This window comes from Exiguobacterium sp. s140, from assembly GCF_018617035.1.
GTDB classification, from domain to species: Bacteria; Bacillota; Bacilli; order Exiguobacteriales; family Exiguobacteriaceae; genus Exiguobacterium; species Exiguobacterium profundum.
Window position 1 is genome coordinate 15531 of record NZ_JACSJK010000001.1, and the last position, 15058, is coordinate 30588.

Consider the following 15058-nt stretch of genomic DNA (forward strand, 5'->3'; position numbering starts at 1 on the left):
TTTAAAAATAGGAGTAGGGCAAACCTCAATCATGTGGTGGAAAATGTGGAAGTACATATTCACCTAATTCATCGATGACTTCTTCGGCTGGACGTTCTCCGTCGAAGAGAGCGAAGAAGAGGTGGTTCACGCCGATGGCACGATACGCTTCAAGCAACTTGATCAAGTGGTTGCGACCGAGTCGGAATTTGAGACGAATCGGCGTCGGTGGCTCGTCTGGGTCGTGCGTCAAATCAAGATGCATCGGCATCGAGAAGGGACGGAAGGCACGACCATGCGCTTCACCGCTCGCACGCCACGCGTCGAGCACTTGTTGTTGCGCAAAAGGTGCCTGCGGGTAGTACATCCACCCGTCGCCATTTGCCCCAAGCCAGTCCATGTCTTGTTGTGCGAATCCAGTGATCATCGTCGGGATCCGTTTCTTCGGACGCGGCACAAGTGTAGCCTGTTCAACTTCCCCATAAGGTGATTCAATAGTTGGGTAGTTGTTATAGAGCGCCTGCTCCATGACACGAAGTGATTCTTTGAACTGGTCGCCACGTGTCGGGTGATCGACTCCGAGCCCTTTGAAATCGGCCCGACGGTCGCCTGACGAGATCCCGAGAATCAACCGTTCCGGGAATAACGCTTCAATCGTCGCGACTTCCTTCGCTGAACGAAGAGGATGACGGAGTGGCAAGACGAGCGCGGACGTACCGAGCGCGATGTTTTTCGTTTGACCGAGCAAATGTGTCCCGTAGATCAACATGTCATAGATTTGACCGACAGCCGGGTCTAAGAAGTTTGGGTCTTTAAGTAAGACATCACGTAACCATAGCGCTGTGAAGCCATAGTCGTCTGCCTTTTGAGAAAGCTCGACTTGACGTTCGAGTGTCGGAGTACGCATTTTGAAGTTTTCTAAAGGGATGTGGAGGCCGAGCGTGAGCTCGCCCTCCCGATACATCCGGTTGTAGCTTTTATGATTGTTGAACATAAGTTCCTCCTTAGTTGGCTTCCACACGACGTGAGATGGCTGTCCAGATGACGGCGATGATGACCATGATCCCACCGACCCAAGGGGTATGCACAAGTCCGATTGAATCGGCGACGAGTCCACCGATTGTTGCGCCGAGGGCGATCCCGATGTTGAAGGCCGCGATGTTGAGTGCGGACGCGACATCGACAGCGGCAGGTACATATTTTTCAGCCAATTGCACGATATACAGTTGAAGTCCAGGCACGTTCATGAAGGCGAGGAGTCCCATCAAGACGATGGCGACCAGACCTGCCACTTTGAACGGAATCATGAACGACATGATGATCATGACCGCTGCGTGAACGATAAACATATAGAACAATGCTTTCGCTGGATTTTCGTTGGCGAGCTTTCCACCGACCGCGTTCCCAATAGCGACCGCGATTCCGTAAACGAGTAAGACGACACTGATCAAGCTCGGGCTGATCTTTGTCACGTCTTGCATGATGGGTGTCAAGTACGTGAAGGCGACGAACGTTCCGCCGTAACCGAGTGCTGTGATCAAGAACCCGAGCATGAGACGACCGTTTGTGAGCAGTTTCTTCATATCTGAGAACTTCGCTGGTGGTGACTGTTTCAAATCTTTCGGAATCAAGAAGAAGCTAGCAATGATTGAAATGACACCGAGTGCTGCGACGGCGAAGAATGTGGCGCGCCATCCGAACGCTTGTCCGATGAAAGTACCGAGTGGGACTCCTGTAACGGTTGCGACAGTTAAACCAGTGAACATGAGTGCGATGGCACTCGCTTTTTTATGTGGTGATACGAGTTGAACAGCAATCGTTGCCCCGATGGAGAAGAAGACACCATGCGAGAATGCGGTGATAAATCGGGCGACAATCAAAAGTTCAAAGGTGGTCGACATGGCCGAGACCAAGTTTCCGCCGATGAAGACGACCATGAGTGCCATGAGTAACGTCTTGCGGTTCATCCGGTTCGTCAGTGCCGTCAAAATCGGTGCACCGACGGCTACGCCGATCGCGTAACCCGAGATAATGAGACCCGCGAGAGTGATGCCGATGTTTAAATCACTTGCGATGGATGCGAGAAGACCGACCGGGACGAACTCGGTCGTTCCGATGCCGAAAGCACTGATGGCGAGAGCGAGTAACGCCAATCCTCCATTTTTAGGTGCCTGTTCTTCAACAGGTTGTGAATAAGGTTGGTTCATGAGTAGTTCCTCCTAGTTGATAAAAATAGTGTGGAAGACGAGGGCCCTTCGTCTCCGGATAGCAAAGACATTTCACTTTCCTCTATTGTTCAGTACGGTCGAAAAAGTACCTTACCGTCTCAAGGGGATGTTACAAGCGAAATGAACTTGTATAGATTTGCTACAGTTGCTATCATAAGTGCATGAAAACAGTTTGAGAAGTACGTACTTTTTAGTGCGGTAGGCACCAAAAAGTGCCTATGTAAGAAATGGAGGAAACGAAATGCCATATAATATTCCGGTCGAAGCGACACTTGACGTCATCGGCGGTAAGTGGAAAGTCGTCATCATGTGTCACTTGATTAAAGGGGAGCGACGGACGAGTGAACTGCGTAAACTCATGCCGAACATCACGCAAAAAATGCTCACCCAACAATTGCGTGAGCTCGAAGCGGATGGTGTCGTCGTTCGTACGGTGTTCGAGCAAGTTCCGCCAAAAGTCATTTACTCACTCTCTGAGTACGGATGGTCACTCAAGCCAATCTTGGACGCCATGTGCGCCTGGGGCGAGTGCCATATCGATTAGTCCGGTGAAGAGGTCATTTCATAACCATCACGGTCGTCCAATACGGACGACCGTTTTTCGTAGTGACAAGTCGGGTACAGGGACAGAGACAAGGAGGGAATTAGGATGGACGTGAAAACTTTTTTGTTTACAGATGACGGCTCCATTCCCAACCATCCGGATTATCCGGCGCTCCTCTATCGTGGCGTCTTTGATGACCCGAGCGGGATGCGAGAGACGTTCGCCCATAATGAATGGACGAACAGTTGGGTGAACGGGGTGTTCGACTATCATCACTATCACAGCAACACGCATGAAGTATTGGGCGTATTACAAGGTGAAGCGACCCTTCAACTCGGAGGGACGAACGGAGATCTCGTACGCGTCAGTGTGGGAGACGTGCTCGTTTTACCGGCGGGAACGGGACATCGTCGCATCGAGGCGAGTGAAAATTTTCAAGTGGTCGGGGCGTATCCGGACGGTCGTGACTATGACACGTTGACCGGAAAGACGGAAGAACGACCGGACAACGTAAAGCGAATCGAACAAGTCGAAAAGCCGAAGTTTGACCCCGTCTTCGGGACGACGGGTCCACTACATGAAGCATGGACAAAGGAGGAAACGTTATGAATCAACGACTACCACATTCTTTATTACTTGCAGCTTTGAAGCAAAACGTCGTCAAATTGAAAGACGGGCGCGAGATGCGCGCACTCGGACAAGGTACATGGCGCATGGGGGAAGACAAATCGAAGCATGATGCCGAGGTTGAGGCGCTTCGGACAGGAATCGACTGCGGACTCCATGTCATCGACACGGCGGAAATGTATGGGGAAGGGGAGTCTGAGAAGTTGGTAGGGGAAGCGATCCAAGACCGACGCGAAGATGTCTTTCTCATCTCGAAAGTGTATCCATACAATGCGTATGGCGACAAACTCGTCAGCGCATGTGATGCGTCGCTCGAACGACTCGGGACGGACTACCTGGATCTTTACTTACTCCATTGGCGAGGCGATGCCCCGCTCGAGGAGACGATTCAAGGGATGGAACAGCTCAAAGCGGACGGAAAGATTCGGGCATGGGGAGTCTCGAACTTCGACGTGGACGATATGAAGGAATTGCTGTCGCTACCGAATGGAGACAAGTGCGCGGTCAATCAAGTGCTCTATCATCTTGGCAGTCGCGGGATTGAGTATGACCTCCTTCCTTATCTAAAAGAACAAGGGATTCCTGTCATGGCATACGCTCCACTCGCTGAAGGAAGTGACGTGAAAGAAGAGGTCTTCAATAACGAAACGATCAATCGGATTGCGGAGTCGTATAGTGCCTCAGTCGCGCAAATCTTACTTGCTTGGACGGTCCGGAGCGGACACGTCATCGCCATCCCGAAAGCCGGGCAGGCCGAGCATGTCGAGGAGAATGCGGCAGCGCTCTTGCTCGACATGAGTGAGGAGGATTTTGCTGCGCTCGATGAGGCATTCCCACCACCGACGACGAAACAACAGCTAGACGTCATTTAAAACGATAAAGGACTGGCAATTTTGCCAGTCCTTTTGCATGTTCACGTTGATTAAATATCGATTTCTGAAAAGATGAATTGTGTTTTTGTTTGAGCATATGGAATCACTTCATCGATAAAAGATTCAGCTGCAGAAAAAGACGAGAATTGCATTTTGATGAAATAACAGGCGTCACCAGATATGCGATAACAAAATGAAACATTCGGTTGTTGTTGTGAACTACTCGCCACTTATTTGCTTCGCAAATTGAAGGGGGGGCTTCTTGGGAAGATCGTACTTTTATTAGCCACGATTATTTACCAAGCTCGTCGGGTGGTTCCCACCCTGAAGGAATTCGTTTTAGTTTGCCAACATCAATAGGTTGATGCTAGCGTTAATGTCACGGTCATGATGCGCGCCACAGGCACACGTCCATTCAAGGACATCCATCGCTTTCTTCTCGCCCTTTACTCCGCAAGTGGAGCAGATTTGAGTGGATGCGTACCAGGGGTCTGCCTTGATGAGTGTCCGTCCATAGAAGTTTGACTTGTATTCGAGTTGACGGACGAACTCGTACCAACTGACATCCCCGATGGACTTCGCTACCTTGTGATTCTTCATCATGTCCTTCGACTTCAATGTCTCCACGACGATGACTTGGTTCTCGTCAACGATCCGTCTCGACAGCTTGTGAAGGAAGTCCTTGCGTTGATTGGCGATTTTCTCGTGTTTCTTGGCTAAGATCTGCTTAGCTTTTTCACGATTCTTGCTTCCGATCTTCTTTCGTGACAACGCGCGCTGCGACTTCTTGACCTTCGCTTCGGATTGGCAAAGAAAGCGAGGGTTTTCAATCTTCTCAGAAACCATCCATTGTTGTAGATGAATCGGGCGCAGCCGATCGTCCGGACCAGGAACTCGGCCTGTGCCGGCGTCGGGTGGAGCCTGTATGTGTAGCCTTTCAGCATGTCCGTCCCTCCTCCCTTCAGAAGATCGTGATGTGTCCTCCTCATCCGATACCCGAGGAGGGGAGGGAGAATCTGACGGAATCACGAACTTTTGTTCGTAACATCTGTCATAGGGAGAGAAAACTGTTGGACCGGGCGATTCATCTCCCACCTACGCCGGGCTACGCCCCGAGACGCTTAGAGGAGGGAGAATTCTCGCCTGATTTAGTTAAATAATGAAGGAACGCTTCGTATTGGCCATTCTTCACTGTTGCCTCGATGATACATTGAATTGGAAGACCTAGCTTTTCGTGATCAAGTACAAGCGAGTATTGTTTGATGACTCCAAATGATTCTAGTCGTCGACCCCGCTCGCTAACGGAAGGATCGGAAAGATTGATACGTCGTCCAAGTTCGCTCATGGAAAGACAATTGTCGTGCTCTAATTCATGAATGTGTTTGTAATCAATTTCTCCTCTCTTTTTTAGGTAATAAAAAGATTGATTTGCCTTTCATACTTCAGTACGAAGTGAACCCAAATGAAAAGACCACCGGAAGCTTCCGATGGTCTTACTGATCAGTTCGCTAGCGGATGTTTCAAGAGATAGTCTTCGATTTGATCAATCGTTTCTTTCAACACGCCGTCTGCGAATGGTGATTTGAGACCTGCCAGTTCGACGAGTTCGAGGAACGAACGGCTTCCGCCTGCCTGACAGAGCGTGAGGTAATCGCTCCATGCCGCTTCGCGGTCTTCATGCATGCGCACCCAGAACTGGAATGCACATACTTGTGCGAGCGTATAGTCGATATAGTAGAACGGGCTTTGGAAGATGTGGCCTTGTTGGTGCCACCATGCGCCCGATTCGAGATAGTCATTTGTCTCATAATCACGGTGCGGGAGATAGACCTTCTCCAAATCGCGCCACGCCTGACGACGCTCGGCAGCTGTCATCTCTGGGTTGCGGTAGACGACGTGTTGGAACTCATCGACGAGCACGCCATACGGAAGGAACGTCATGCTACCGGCCAAGTGATTGAACTTATACTTGTCGACTTGGTCGCCGAAGAAAAGCTCCATCCATGGCCAACAGAAGAATTCCATCGACATCGAGTGGATCTCACACGCCTCATAAGTCGGGAAGGCGTATTCCGGTGTCGTCAAATGACGGCTTTCATACACTTGGAAGGCATGACCGACTTCGTGCGTGAGAACATCGATGTCGCCTGCCGTCCCGTTGAAGTTCGAGAAGATGAACGGAAGTCCTTCAGACGGTAAGTACGTGCAGTATCCGCCGCCAGATTTCCCTGGTTTCGCCGTCAAGTCGAGGGCGCCGCGTTCCTGCATGTACTTGAAGAACTCGTCCGTCTCATTTGAGAGTTCACGATACATTTTGTTTCCGCCTTCGATGATGAACGACTCATCGCCTTGCGGTGTCGCGTTTCCGTCTGGGAAGACGAACGACTCGTCATAGTAATAGAGGTGGTCGACATCGATTCGTTTCGCCTGCTTTTCTTTCAAAGCAGAAGCGAGCGGGACGATGACGTCACGGACTTGTTTCCGGAAGTTGTCGACCATCGACTCGTCATAACCGACACGCTGCATCCGTGCATAACCGAGTTCGACGAATGACGGGAAGCCAAGGGCGTGAGCGATTTCCGTACGGACGCGTACGAGTTCCCCATAAATGCGGTCGAGCTCATCGCCGTTATCAGAAAGGTATGTATAGCGGGCGACAGATGCGGCTTTTCGGACATCACGGTCTGGTGATTGAAGATATGGGCCGAACTGTGACAAGTTGAGTGTCTTGCCGTCAAACTCGATTTGCGCAGCGGACATGACCTTCTGATAAGCTGTCGCGAGGCGGTTTTCTTCCTGCAGTTTCGGGATGAGTGACTCCTCGAACGTTTCAAGTGCGCGCTCGGCGAGAGAGAACAGTTGGCTGCCCCATTCCGCTTCGAGTTCAGTGCGAAGCTCGTGGTTCGTCAAGACGCGATAGTACGCTTGAATCTCCTTCTCATAGACCGGAAGTGCGTCGTCAAAGAAGGCCTGTTCTTCTTCGTAAAACGAATCGCGTGTGTCGACCGAATGTCGGATCGCGACGAGTTGACTTTGTGTCTCAAAGTCGTTCCGTTCTTTGTTGATTTGGCGAATGAGTTCGTTCGCTTCCTCGAGTGTGCTGGCTTGCTGTAATTCGGCAGAATAGTCCGACAATCTGCTATTTAAAGCGTCCAAGTCGGGCCGTTCATATGACAATTTTGTGAAAGTCGTCATTGTAAGCGCCTCCATCGTGTGAAATTTTTACAAAGTGTAAAAAGGGCTTGCAAAAGCGATTGCACACTCGTATTCTTACGATGTGTAAAACGATTTCGCACTACCTTATTACAACTATACCGTTAATGGGGTAGGGATTGAAGTATTAGCTTTTCGGGTATAAAAGTGAAGACTTCGATTCAATAGAACATGTTGGAGGGATTAAGCTATGGGATTCTTTAAAAAACTTTTTGGTGGTAAAGAAGAACAACTCAACGCGGTTTCACCGCTTACAGGAAAGGTCGTCGACATCACGAACGTACCGGACCAAGTATTCTCACAAAAAATGATGGGTGACGGGATCGCAATCGAGCCGACTGAAGGAAAAGTCGTCTCACCGGTTAGCGGAACAATCGCGACAGTATTCCCAACAAAACACGCGATCGGTATCAACGCGGACAACGGTGCGGAATACTTGATTCACATCGGTTTGGATACGGTAAACCTTAAAGGTGAAGGCTTCGAGACACACGTTACAGAAGGTCAATCTGTCAAAGCAGGCGACCCACTCGTCACGTTCGACCTCGATTTCATCAAAGCGAACGCGCCATCGACGATCACTCCGATCATCATCACGAACCACGACAGCTTCGGCGTGAACAAACTTGTCGCAGAAGGCGACACGGTGACAGCTGGATCTTCGGAAGTCGTCGAGTTGACAAAGAAATAAGAAGACGACCCATGACTCGGGAGCTTAGGCTTCCGAGTATTTTTTTGCGAATGCGGGAATTATAATGAAGAGAGGGAAGGGGGAATTGAGATGGATGGAAAAAATGCACCATACCGGGGATACGGGGATCGGATACGAATATTACGGGAACGGGCCGGATTGTCGATTGAGACGCTTGCGGAACAGATTGGCGTCGCCCCGTACTTTATCCGACGTACCGAACTGAGTGAGGTCTATCCGACCATGCCTTACATAGAGGCGCTCGCAGACGCTTTGCAAATCGACCCGAACTATTTGGCCCGCCATATTTGGACGGGCGAGTCGCTCAAAGTACTCATGCGAGGAAAAGTACCGGAACTCGAACAGATGAAGCTCGCCTATGAAGAAGCGATGCACGGGAAGTCCGTCGAAGAAATGCAACGGCAACTCGAAGTACGGATGCGCATCTTTGACTTGATGCACGAAGAGGAGTTACATCGCATTTTCAAAGAAGACGAGGAACCGACGTCACACCATGCACTCGAAGCGCTCGTCGATGCGGTGCTTGATCTCGGACGGTCACATGACAGGACGCGTCACATCGTCCCGTTCGCCCGCTATGTGGAACGGCTTGTCCCAGACCAATTCGCAGACAACTCATTCCAGTACGCGGAGTATGGTGTCGTGGATAAATCGTATAAATTGCAATGACCGTAGAGCATTCTACGGTTTTTTTTGTGCACAAAAAAGTGACCAGGAGAATCCCTGGTCACTTCAATCAGCGCGTCGGACGCGCTTCGTAGCGTACTTTTGGACGTGTGCCGGCGAGTAAGAAGCCGAGCACGATATTCAAGATTGTGAGCACCCATCCGACATAACCGAATGTGTAGGCAAGACTCGCCAGCATCGTTTGCCAGTCGAGCAATGCTGCTGCGTCCCCGCGGAATGTGAAACGGATGACGGTGAAGCCAATGAGTGTCGCTGCAGTAATCATGATGCCGATCCATGCGCCACCGAAGCGGGACGTTTGAGAGCGTCTGCTGACCGGATACCAAAACGCGAGCGTTCCGATGAACGCACTGCCTGCATAGGCAAGCAGGATTTGCCATAACGCATCCGCATCTAAGAAGACGGTATAACAGATGAACGTCGTGAGCGTCGTCATAAACGTAAAGATTAAGGCTGCGAGTAATCGTGATCGCATAGTTCGTTTTCCTCCTCATTTTGCACATTCTTTAGAGTAAACGAAAACGAATTTGCTGTAAACGTTATTGACGGTTTTGTAATATTTGTCGCCATTGTTTAATAGCGTTCGTTCCATAGAACAAGACGCCGCCACGATAGAATTTCGAGCCAATCCACAACGTGACACCGATCGTTCCGATGAGTAACCCAATCGAAAGCGCCACTTCCCAAACAGCCACATCGACGAGCATGACGCGAAGGAACATGAGCATCGGAGCGAAGAACGGGACGAACGAGAGAATGGTCACGATGGTCGCATCCGGGTTGTTCAATCCAAACATCGCCACTAAGAATGCAGCGACGAGGAGCATGATGACCGGCATGACCATTTGTTGTGACTCTTCGACACGGCTGACAAGTGAACCGAGGACAGCGAAGAGTGAGGCGTACAACAAGTACCCAAGCAAGAAGAAGACGAGTAGATAGATGACAGCCCGTGCGTTGCCGGCGTTCTCGATGACCGTCGTCGCCAGCTCGCTACCACTCGCACTCACATAACCAAACCCGAGGAAGATCCCGATTTGGATGAGGGCGAGTGTCCCGATAGCGGTCACTTTCGCAAGCATATGGGTCACCGGATGAGTCGTGGAGATGATGAGCTCCATGACACGCGATGACTTCTCCGTCGTCACTTCTGTTGAAATCATCGATCCGTACGTGATGATCGAAATGTACAGGAGCATCAACATGACGTAAACGAGCGCCGAAGACGAGAGGAGCTCATCCGAGTTCTCTCCACCGCGTCCGAGATAGGACTCGTCGAGTTGGATCGGTTCGCTGAGGGCAGCGATGATGGCCGGGTCGACATCGGACGATTCGATCAATTCCGCATTGCGCAACTGTTGTAAAGATGTTTGCAAGAGGGTCGTGAACTCCTGCTCCGGGCGTTCGGAGATAACGCGAGCATCATAGCCGTCAACAAAAGCGACGACCCCATACTCTCCGTCGTTGATGCCGGTCCGTGCCTCTTCTTCCGTAATGTCGCTAGAGGCGACGTCTTCATAGCCGAGTGATCTCATCGTGTCGACGATTTCTTTGTTCTCAGACACGACGAGTGCGCTCGCTTGCTCGGAATCCTCAAACGTAGACATGATGCGGTCGATGTTCGTAAACCCGAAGATGAACAGGATGGTTAGCGCCGTCGAGATGAGGAATGCTTTTGAACGAATTCTCGATTTGAGTGTGAACGCATAGAGCGGTCCAAAGTTATGAAACATGCTGTCCGACCTCCTTGATGAAGATGTCATTGAGCGATACCGGTTGGCGCATGAACGTCTTCACGTTCGCCTGATGACGGACGAGTGCCGACAGGACGGCGTCACTGTCTTCGAAAGAATGTAAGCGTACTAGATGACCGGATTTGAAAGGCTCGATTGTCTCCACGACTGGGAGCGACTCGAGAATGTGAATCTGGTCCGTTTCAATAAAGAGGGCAGGTTCTTCGTATCTCGACTTGATTGTCGGGACGTCACCGCTTACGACGGCACGGCCACCTTTCAAGATGCCGACGTGTTGGCACAATTCTTCGACATGTTCCATTCGATGACTCGAGAAGACGATGGTCGTCCCGGCGTCACGCAACGCGAGAACTTCACGCTTCAGGATTTCAACGTTAACCGGGTCGAGGCCGCTGAACGGTTCGTCTAAGATGACGAGTTCCGGGTTATGGAGCAGGGCTGCGACGAGCTGAATCTTCTGTTGATTCCCTTTTGATAGCTGCTCGACGCGCATCGTTTCATATTGAGGAATTTCAAGGCGTTCGAGCCATGACTTGACCGCGCGTTTGGCATCGCTCCCGCGCATGCCCTTTAGGCTTGCGAGAAAGACGAGCTGTTCACGCACTTGGGATTTGGGATACAGGCCACGTTCCTCGGGCAAATAGCCGACGATGCGATGGTCGACCGCTTTACCGTTCCACGTGATACTCCCATCGGTCGGCTTCAAGATGTCGAGGATCATCCGGAACGTCGTAGTCTTTCCAGCACCGTTTGCACCGAGCAAACCAAACATTTCCCCTTGTGGGACGCGGAACGTGAGGTCGTCGACAGCTTTGAAGTCACCAAACTCCTTGGTGACGCGTTCGATATGTAATGCCATATTCTATTCCCTCCTTAGAATGTCTCTTCTTCTATCGTACGCCACCTTGAGCAAAAAGTTTCACTTTTTCTGGTAAAAGATTTATCTTGAAATCAAGATAATAAAAGGAGGATGACAATGAAAACGCAGTCTACGGGAATCCATCACATTTCGTCGATGGTACAAGACCCGCAACGTACGCTAGATTTTTATGGACAGGTACTCGGTCTCCGCTTCGTGAAACAGACCGTCAATTTTGATGACCCGGGCACGTATCATCTCTATTTTGGGGACGAAGTCGGAACACCAGGGACGGTGATCACGTTTTTCCCGATCCCGGGCTTAGGGAAAGGGCAGGTCGGGAGCGGACAGGTTGGCGTGACGACTTATCTCGTACTGGCAGGAAGTTTACCGTTCTGGGAAGAAAGACTACAACAGCACGGCATCGCGACCGTCGCCACTGAACGGTTCAGCGAGGCATCACTTTTATTTGAAGACCCGGACGGACTCGTCGTCGAACTCGTCGCCCGACCGAGCTCTAAACAGACACGCTGGGTCATCCCCGGTATCACAGAACATGAAGCAATTGTCGGATTCGCCGGAGCGACCTTGTTGTCGAAAGCACCGGACGAAACCGTGCGCTTGTTGACGGAACTGTTCGGCTTTGAACGGGTCGCAGAGGATGAAGAGTGGATCCGTTTGAGAGGGTCAGCAGATTACGGGAACGTCATCGATGTGAAGAAAACGATTTTACCGAACGGGGTCCCTGGGACGGGAACAGTTCATCACATCGCGTGGCGCATTTCTGACGGAGAACATTATCCGACCTGGCAAGATGCCATCTTTGACCTTGGGTTAAGACCGACCGAAGTGAAAGAACGAAACTACTTCCGCTCCGTCTATTTCCATGATGCCGGTCGCATCCTGCACGAACTCGCGACGGACGTACCTGGATTCACCGTGGACGAATCCGTTGACACGCTTGGTGAGACGTTGCGCTTACCGCCATGGCTCGAAGCGGACCGAGATAAAATCGTCCGCACACTACCAACAATAACGATCCCGAGAGGAGAACGCATATGATTCATCAATTCATTCAAGGTACCAAAGAGACGACACTCGTTTTATTACACGGAACTGGAGGGACCGAGCAGGATTTGATTCCGCTCGCGAAAGAACTGTCGACCGAGGCGAACATCTTGACGCTTCGAGGGGATGTCATTGAAAACGGGATGTCCCGTTTCTTCCGTCGCCACGCGGAAGGGGTGCTCGACCTTGAAGATTTAAAGAAACAGACAGAGCGCTTCCTTCAGTTTTTAGATGAAGCTGCGACAACGTATGGTATCGACCGAGACAAGATGATCCCGCTCGGCTATTCGAACGGGGCGAATTTGATCGGGTCGGCACTTTACCGTCATCCGGCGTTCACTGCTTCACTCCTATTCCACCCGATGGTACCGGACCGTTCATTGACGCTACCTGACTTGTCAGGAACGAACGTGTTCATCTCGGCTGGCGAACGCGACCCGATTTGCCCGAAAACAGAAACAGAAGAGCTGACGTCGACACTCCGAAACGCGGGAGCGGACGTCGAGCTCTTCTATCACTCGGGAGGACATGAACTTCGCATGGAAGAAGTCGAGGCAGCACGGACATGGATTGCCGCATACCTCGACTGATTCATTCAAGCCATTTTTTTCGGTTTGTTCGGACGAGAATAGACGACGAGGACCCCTCGGTCAATCAAATAGGCGGCGAATAAACGTTTCGCTTCCTCAGCACGCACAGTTCGGTCGATTTGGATATACAATCGGCCGAGCTTTTTTTGTGAGGTGCGCGTGAGCAACCAAATCGAGTCGAGCGTATACTGCCAACTTTGGAGCGTGTCGCCACCGATGTATAAGTAGCGGTTTTGGGTGCGCTCAAGTAAGTAGTTGAGCCACCAGACGTCACGAGCCAGCTTGGCGCAGACACCGAGCACGAACGTGAGACCGAGGAAAACCATGCTAGATAAGACAGGATGAATGGCAGAGAACCCGTTGCGGACGGACTCGAAGGCGACAAGGAGCAATCCGACGGAAAAGACGCTGATGAACCACCAGAATCCGAAGTTAGAGAATGAACGTTTTGGGTCGTGCACCATATGATGTCGATTCCGGATGATCGATGCCATTCTCTCCACCTCCTTTATTAGAATATTCTGAATATTAAGTAACACTACTATACTATACTGTACCCAATTCCGTCTATTTGAATACGCACACAACATGCTGAATCGTGAGGATTTTTTGACGTTTCGGCTTGCATTCTTCGAATTATGGGAATGATGACAGTGAAGACATGAAAATTTTGTTGAAACGTAATTTCACTTTGTGGATGAATCGCTTATGATAGGTGAGGGATTTTTCCAAGACCTATATGGATTCTGTCTGTAAAGAGAACGTGAAAACATGAAGGTCAGCTTCATTGCAGTTATCATAGAGAGCAAGAGGGAATGTTATGAGAAATTATTGGTATGACAATATTAAAGGAGTGCTTGTCCTACTCGTCGTCTTCGGACACTTGTTGACCGAAGTCCGCGGCGCTTATGACGATATTTTACCAAAGTGGGTGTATCTGTTCCTGTATACCTTCCACATGCCGTTGTTCATCATGTTGAGCGGTTACTTTTATCGGGAGAACCGCTATTTGCGCGTGATCCAGCTATTCGTGGTCTATGTCATTTGGCAGGTCATCCTTGGGTCATGGTTCGCATTTACAGAAGGGATTCCGATTTTCTCACTTGAAAATCCGGGTCTAAATTTGTTGAAGCCATACTGGGCGCTTTGGTATCTGATGGCCATCATTTTCTGGTACATCATCACCCCGTATGTGACACAACTGAAGGGGTACGTGTTGTATGCACTACTATTCGCGCTCCTGTTCGGATTCCAAGCCGAGGCGACGGGGTATTTCGCGTTGCGGAAAGTCATCATGTTCTATCCGTTCTTCTTGATTGGGAACTGGATGTCCGAGCGCAATACGCTCAACTTCTTTGAGTTACCGAAACGGGCCGAGCACCGGAACCGATATCGCATCGGTGGGGCGATTGTCTTCACCGCGCTCACACTGGGGCTCTTGGTCTCGATGCGCGTCCAGCAAGACGATACGTTCTATCATATCGGGAACTTGTTCAAATTCCGTTTCGCCTATGACACGGCCGTCCCAGAGGCGATGTGGAGTGGACCGTTCGCCTTTTTGATCGTTTATACGGTGTCGCTCCTCATGTCAATTAGTTTCGCGCTCATCATCCCAGGACGACAGCTCCCGATTTTTTCGCGTGCCGGGCAGTATAGTCTGTACGTCTATCTCGTCCACGTCTTCTTTGTTGTCGCCTGGAAGGCGTTTATACCGGCTGGGTTCATGCCGACATCATGGATGCAACTGCTCGTCTTGTTCGGGGTCGCCTTTGTGATGGTCCTCGTGATTATCAGTCCACCGATGGTCCGTCTCTTGCGTCCGCTCGTCGAGATTGACGTGAAGCGTGTCCAAAATACGAAAGGTGTAAAAGGGTAAAGTCTTTTCTAAACGCAACATTTCCGCTACACTTTATTAAGAAGAAACG

16 protein-coding genes and 3 pseudogenes are annotated in these 15058 nt (G+C 50.6%); 8 read left to right on the forward strand and 11 right to left on the reverse strand.

Features of this window, described 5'->3' with window-relative positions:
• Positions 1 to 25: 25 nt before the first annotated feature.
• Together KNO61_RS00110 and KNO61_RS00115 are read right to left on the reverse strand one after the other, a co-directional pair.
• Positions 26 to 973 (reverse strand): LLM class oxidoreductase, encoded by a 948-nt coding sequence (locus KNO61_RS00110; protein ID WP_214872441.1) that lies wholly within the window; start codon positions 971 to 973, stop codon positions 26 to 28.
• Between the two features lie 10 nt (positions 974 to 983).
• Positions 984 to 2186, reverse strand: coding sequence for an MFS transporter (locus KNO61_RS00115; protein ID WP_214872443.1), 1203 nt, complete (start codon positions 2184 to 2186; stop codon positions 984 to 986).
• Positions 2187 to 2448: 262 nt separating this feature from the next.
• Between KNO61_RS00115 and KNO61_RS00120 the strand changes: the two genes are divergently transcribed.
• The 3 genes from KNO61_RS00120 (at position 2449) to KNO61_RS00130 (ending at position 4250) form a co-directional block, all read left to right on the forward strand.
• Positions 2449 to 2751 carry a winged helix-turn-helix transcriptional regulator gene (locus KNO61_RS00120; protein WP_214872445.1) on the forward strand — a complete coding sequence of 101 codons (303 nt, stop codon included), beginning with the start codon at positions 2449 to 2451 and terminating at the stop codon, positions 2749 to 2751.
• A 105-nt stretch (positions 2752 to 2856) separates the two neighbouring features.
• A complete protein-coding gene (locus KNO61_RS00125) occupies positions 2857 to 3360 on the forward strand; it encodes a cupin domain-containing protein (RefSeq protein ID WP_078147374.1) in 504 nt (167 codons plus the stop codon).
• On the forward strand, positions 3357 to 4250 hold the full coding sequence (locus KNO61_RS00130; protein WP_078147373.1) for an aldo/keto reductase: 894 nt from the start codon (positions 3357 to 3359) through the stop codon (positions 4248 to 4250). Before KNO61_RS00125 ends, KNO61_RS00130 begins: the two co-directional genes overlap by 4 nt.
• Positions 4251 to 4300: 50 nt before the next feature.
• On the opposite strand, the gene KNO61_RS17145 is transcribed toward KNO61_RS00130, so the two are convergent.
• From KNO61_RS17145 to KNO61_RS00150, 5 genes and pseudogenes are all read right to left on the reverse strand, one after another.
• The gene (locus KNO61_RS17145) at positions 4301 to 4480 is read right to left on the reverse strand and encodes an Lrp/AsnC ligand binding domain-containing protein (protein ID WP_078147372.1); all 180 of its coding nucleotides are present in this window, start codon (positions 4478 to 4480) and stop codon (positions 4301 to 4303) included.
• Positions 4481 to 4589: 109 nt separating this feature from the next.
• A pseudogene (locus KNO61_RS00140) lies at positions 4590 to 5093 on the reverse strand (RNA-guided endonuclease TnpB family protein); the annotation flags it as partial.
• Positions 5094 to 5110: 17 nt separating this feature from the next.
• Positions 5111 to 5239, reverse strand: a pseudogene (locus KNO61_RS17450) (helix-turn-helix domain-containing protein); the annotation flags it as partial.
• A 164-nt stretch (positions 5240 to 5403) separates the two neighbouring features.
• Positions 5404 to 5643: pseudogene (locus KNO61_RS00145) on the reverse strand (Lrp/AsnC family transcriptional regulator); the annotation flags it as partial.
• Positions 5644 to 5750: 107 nt separating this feature from the next.
• Positions 5751 to 7445, reverse strand: a complete 1695-nt coding sequence (locus KNO61_RS00150) for a M3 family oligoendopeptidase (RefSeq protein WP_214872446.1) — start codon at positions 7443 to 7445, stop codon at positions 5751 to 5753.
• A gap of 208 nt (positions 7446 to 7653) precedes the next feature.
• On the opposite strand from KNO61_RS00150, the gene KNO61_RS00155 reads away from it, so the two are divergent.
• A complete protein-coding gene (locus KNO61_RS00155; protein WP_012727005.1) occupies positions 7654 to 8154 on the forward strand; it encodes a PTS sugar transporter subunit IIA in 501 nt (166 codons plus the stop codon).
• A gap of 90 nt (positions 8155 to 8244) precedes the next feature.
• Positions 8245 to 8844 carry a helix-turn-helix domain-containing protein gene (locus KNO61_RS00160; RefSeq protein WP_214687264.1) on the forward strand — a complete coding sequence of 200 codons (600 nt, stop codon included), beginning with the start codon at positions 8245 to 8247 and terminating at the stop codon, positions 8842 to 8844.
• Positions 8845 to 8911: 67 nt separating this feature from the next.
• Here the strand turns inward: KNO61_RS00160 and KNO61_RS00165 are convergent, their stop codons facing one another.
• The 3 genes from KNO61_RS00165 to KNO61_RS00175 all read right to left on the reverse strand — a co-directional run bounded on the left by KNO61_RS00165 (position 8912) and on the right by KNO61_RS00175 (position 11475).
• Positions 8912 to 9337 (reverse strand): hypothetical protein, encoded by a 426-nt coding sequence (locus KNO61_RS00165; protein ID WP_078147368.1) that lies wholly within the window; start codon positions 9335 to 9337, stop codon positions 8912 to 8914.
• A 64-nt stretch (positions 9338 to 9401) separates the two neighbouring features.
• Complete coding sequence (locus KNO61_RS00170) at positions 9402 to 10595, reverse strand: ABC transporter permease (protein ID WP_214872447.1); 1194 nt, start codon at positions 10593 to 10595, stop codon at positions 9402 to 9404.
• Positions 10585 to 11475 carry an ABC transporter ATP-binding protein gene (locus KNO61_RS00175; RefSeq protein WP_078147366.1) on the reverse strand — a complete coding sequence of 297 codons (891 nt, stop codon included), beginning with the start codon at positions 11473 to 11475 and terminating at the stop codon, positions 10585 to 10587. Before KNO61_RS00175 ends, KNO61_RS00170 begins: the two co-directional genes overlap by 11 nt.
• 117 nt (positions 11476 to 11592) lie before the next feature.
• Here KNO61_RS00175 and KNO61_RS00180 point away from each other — a divergent pair, with 117 nt between their 5' ends.
• Together KNO61_RS00180 and KNO61_RS00185 are read left to right on the forward strand one after the other, a co-directional pair.
• Positions 11593 to 12537, forward strand: coding sequence for a ring-cleaving dioxygenase (locus KNO61_RS00180; RefSeq protein WP_214872448.1), 945 nt, complete (start codon positions 11593 to 11595; stop codon positions 12535 to 12537).
• The gene (locus tag KNO61_RS00185; RefSeq protein ID WP_214758384.1) at positions 12534 to 13133 is read left to right on the forward strand and encodes an alpha/beta hydrolase; all 600 of its coding nucleotides are present in this window, start codon (positions 12534 to 12536) and stop codon (positions 13131 to 13133) included. The genes KNO61_RS00180 and KNO61_RS00185 overlap by 4 nt, the downstream gene beginning before the upstream one ends.
• 5 nt (positions 13134 to 13138) lie before the next feature.
• Here the strand turns inward: KNO61_RS00185 and KNO61_RS00190 are convergent, their stop codons facing one another.
• A complete protein-coding gene (locus KNO61_RS00190; protein ID WP_214683800.1) occupies positions 13139 to 13627 on the reverse strand; it encodes a hypothetical protein in 489 nt (162 codons plus the stop codon).
• 326 nt (positions 13628 to 13953) lie between these two features.
• Between KNO61_RS00190 and KNO61_RS00195 the strand changes: the two genes are divergently transcribed.
• The gene (locus KNO61_RS00195; protein WP_078147363.1) at positions 13954 to 15009 is read left to right on the forward strand and encodes an acyltransferase family protein; all 1056 of its coding nucleotides are present in this window, start codon (positions 13954 to 13956) and stop codon (positions 15007 to 15009) included.
• Positions 15010 to 15058 lie beyond the last annotated feature (49 nt).

Excerpts from the sequence above, each read along its gene's own strand:
- KNO61_RS00155 (WP_012727005.1), top strand. The coding sequence starts at position 7,654 with ATGGGATTCTTTAAAAAACTTTTTGGTGGTAAAGAAGAACAACTCAAC.
- KNO61_RS00130 (WP_078147373.1), top strand. The coding sequence starts at position 3,357 with ATGAATCAACGACTACCACATTCTTTATTACTTGCAGCTTTGAAGCAA.
- KNO61_RS00150 (WP_214872446.1), bottom strand. The coding sequence starts at position 7,445 with ATGACGACTTTCACAAAATTGTCATATGAACGGCCCGACTTGGACGCT.
- KNO61_RS00125 (WP_078147374.1), top strand. The coding sequence starts at position 2,857 with ATGGACGTGAAAACTTTTTTGTTTACAGATGACGGCTCCATTCCCAAC.
- KNO61_RS00160 (WP_214687264.1), top strand. The coding sequence starts at position 8,245 with ATGGATGGAAAAAATGCACCATACCGGGGATACGGGGATCGGATACGA.
- KNO61_RS00190 (WP_214683800.1), bottom strand. The coding sequence starts at position 13,627 with ATGGCATCGATCATCCGGAATCGACATCATATGGTGCACGACCCAAAA.
- KNO61_RS00195 (WP_078147363.1), top strand. The coding sequence starts at position 13,954 with ATGAGAAATTATTGGTATGACAATATTAAAGGAGTGCTTGTCCTACTC.
- KNO61_RS00115 (WP_214872443.1), bottom strand. The coding sequence starts at position 2,186 with ATGAACCAACCTTATTCACAACCTGTTGAAGAACAGGCACCTAAAAAT.
- KNO61_RS00110 (WP_214872441.1), bottom strand. The coding sequence starts at position 973 with ATGTTCAACAATCATAAAAGCTACAACCGGATGTATCGGGAGGGCGAG.
- KNO61_RS00175 (WP_078147366.1), bottom strand. The coding sequence starts at position 11,475 with ATGGCATTACATATCGAACGCGTCACCAAGGAGTTTGGTGACTTCAAA.
- KNO61_RS00165 (WP_078147368.1), bottom strand. The coding sequence starts at position 9,337 with ATGCGATCACGATTACTCGCAGCCTTAATCTTTACGTTTATGACGACG.
- KNO61_RS00185 (WP_214758384.1), top strand. The coding sequence starts at position 12,534 with ATGATTCATCAATTCATTCAAGGTACCAAAGAGACGACACTCGTTTTA.
- KNO61_RS00180 (WP_214872448.1), top strand. The coding sequence starts at position 11,593 with ATGAAAACGCAGTCTACGGGAATCCATCACATTTCGTCGATGGTACAA.
- KNO61_RS00120 (WP_214872445.1), top strand. The coding sequence starts at position 2,449 with ATGCCATATAATATTCCGGTCGAAGCGACACTTGACGTCATCGGCGGT.
- KNO61_RS00170 (WP_214872447.1), bottom strand. The coding sequence starts at position 10,595 with ATGTTTCATAACTTTGGACCGCTCTATGCGTTCACACTCAAATCGAGA.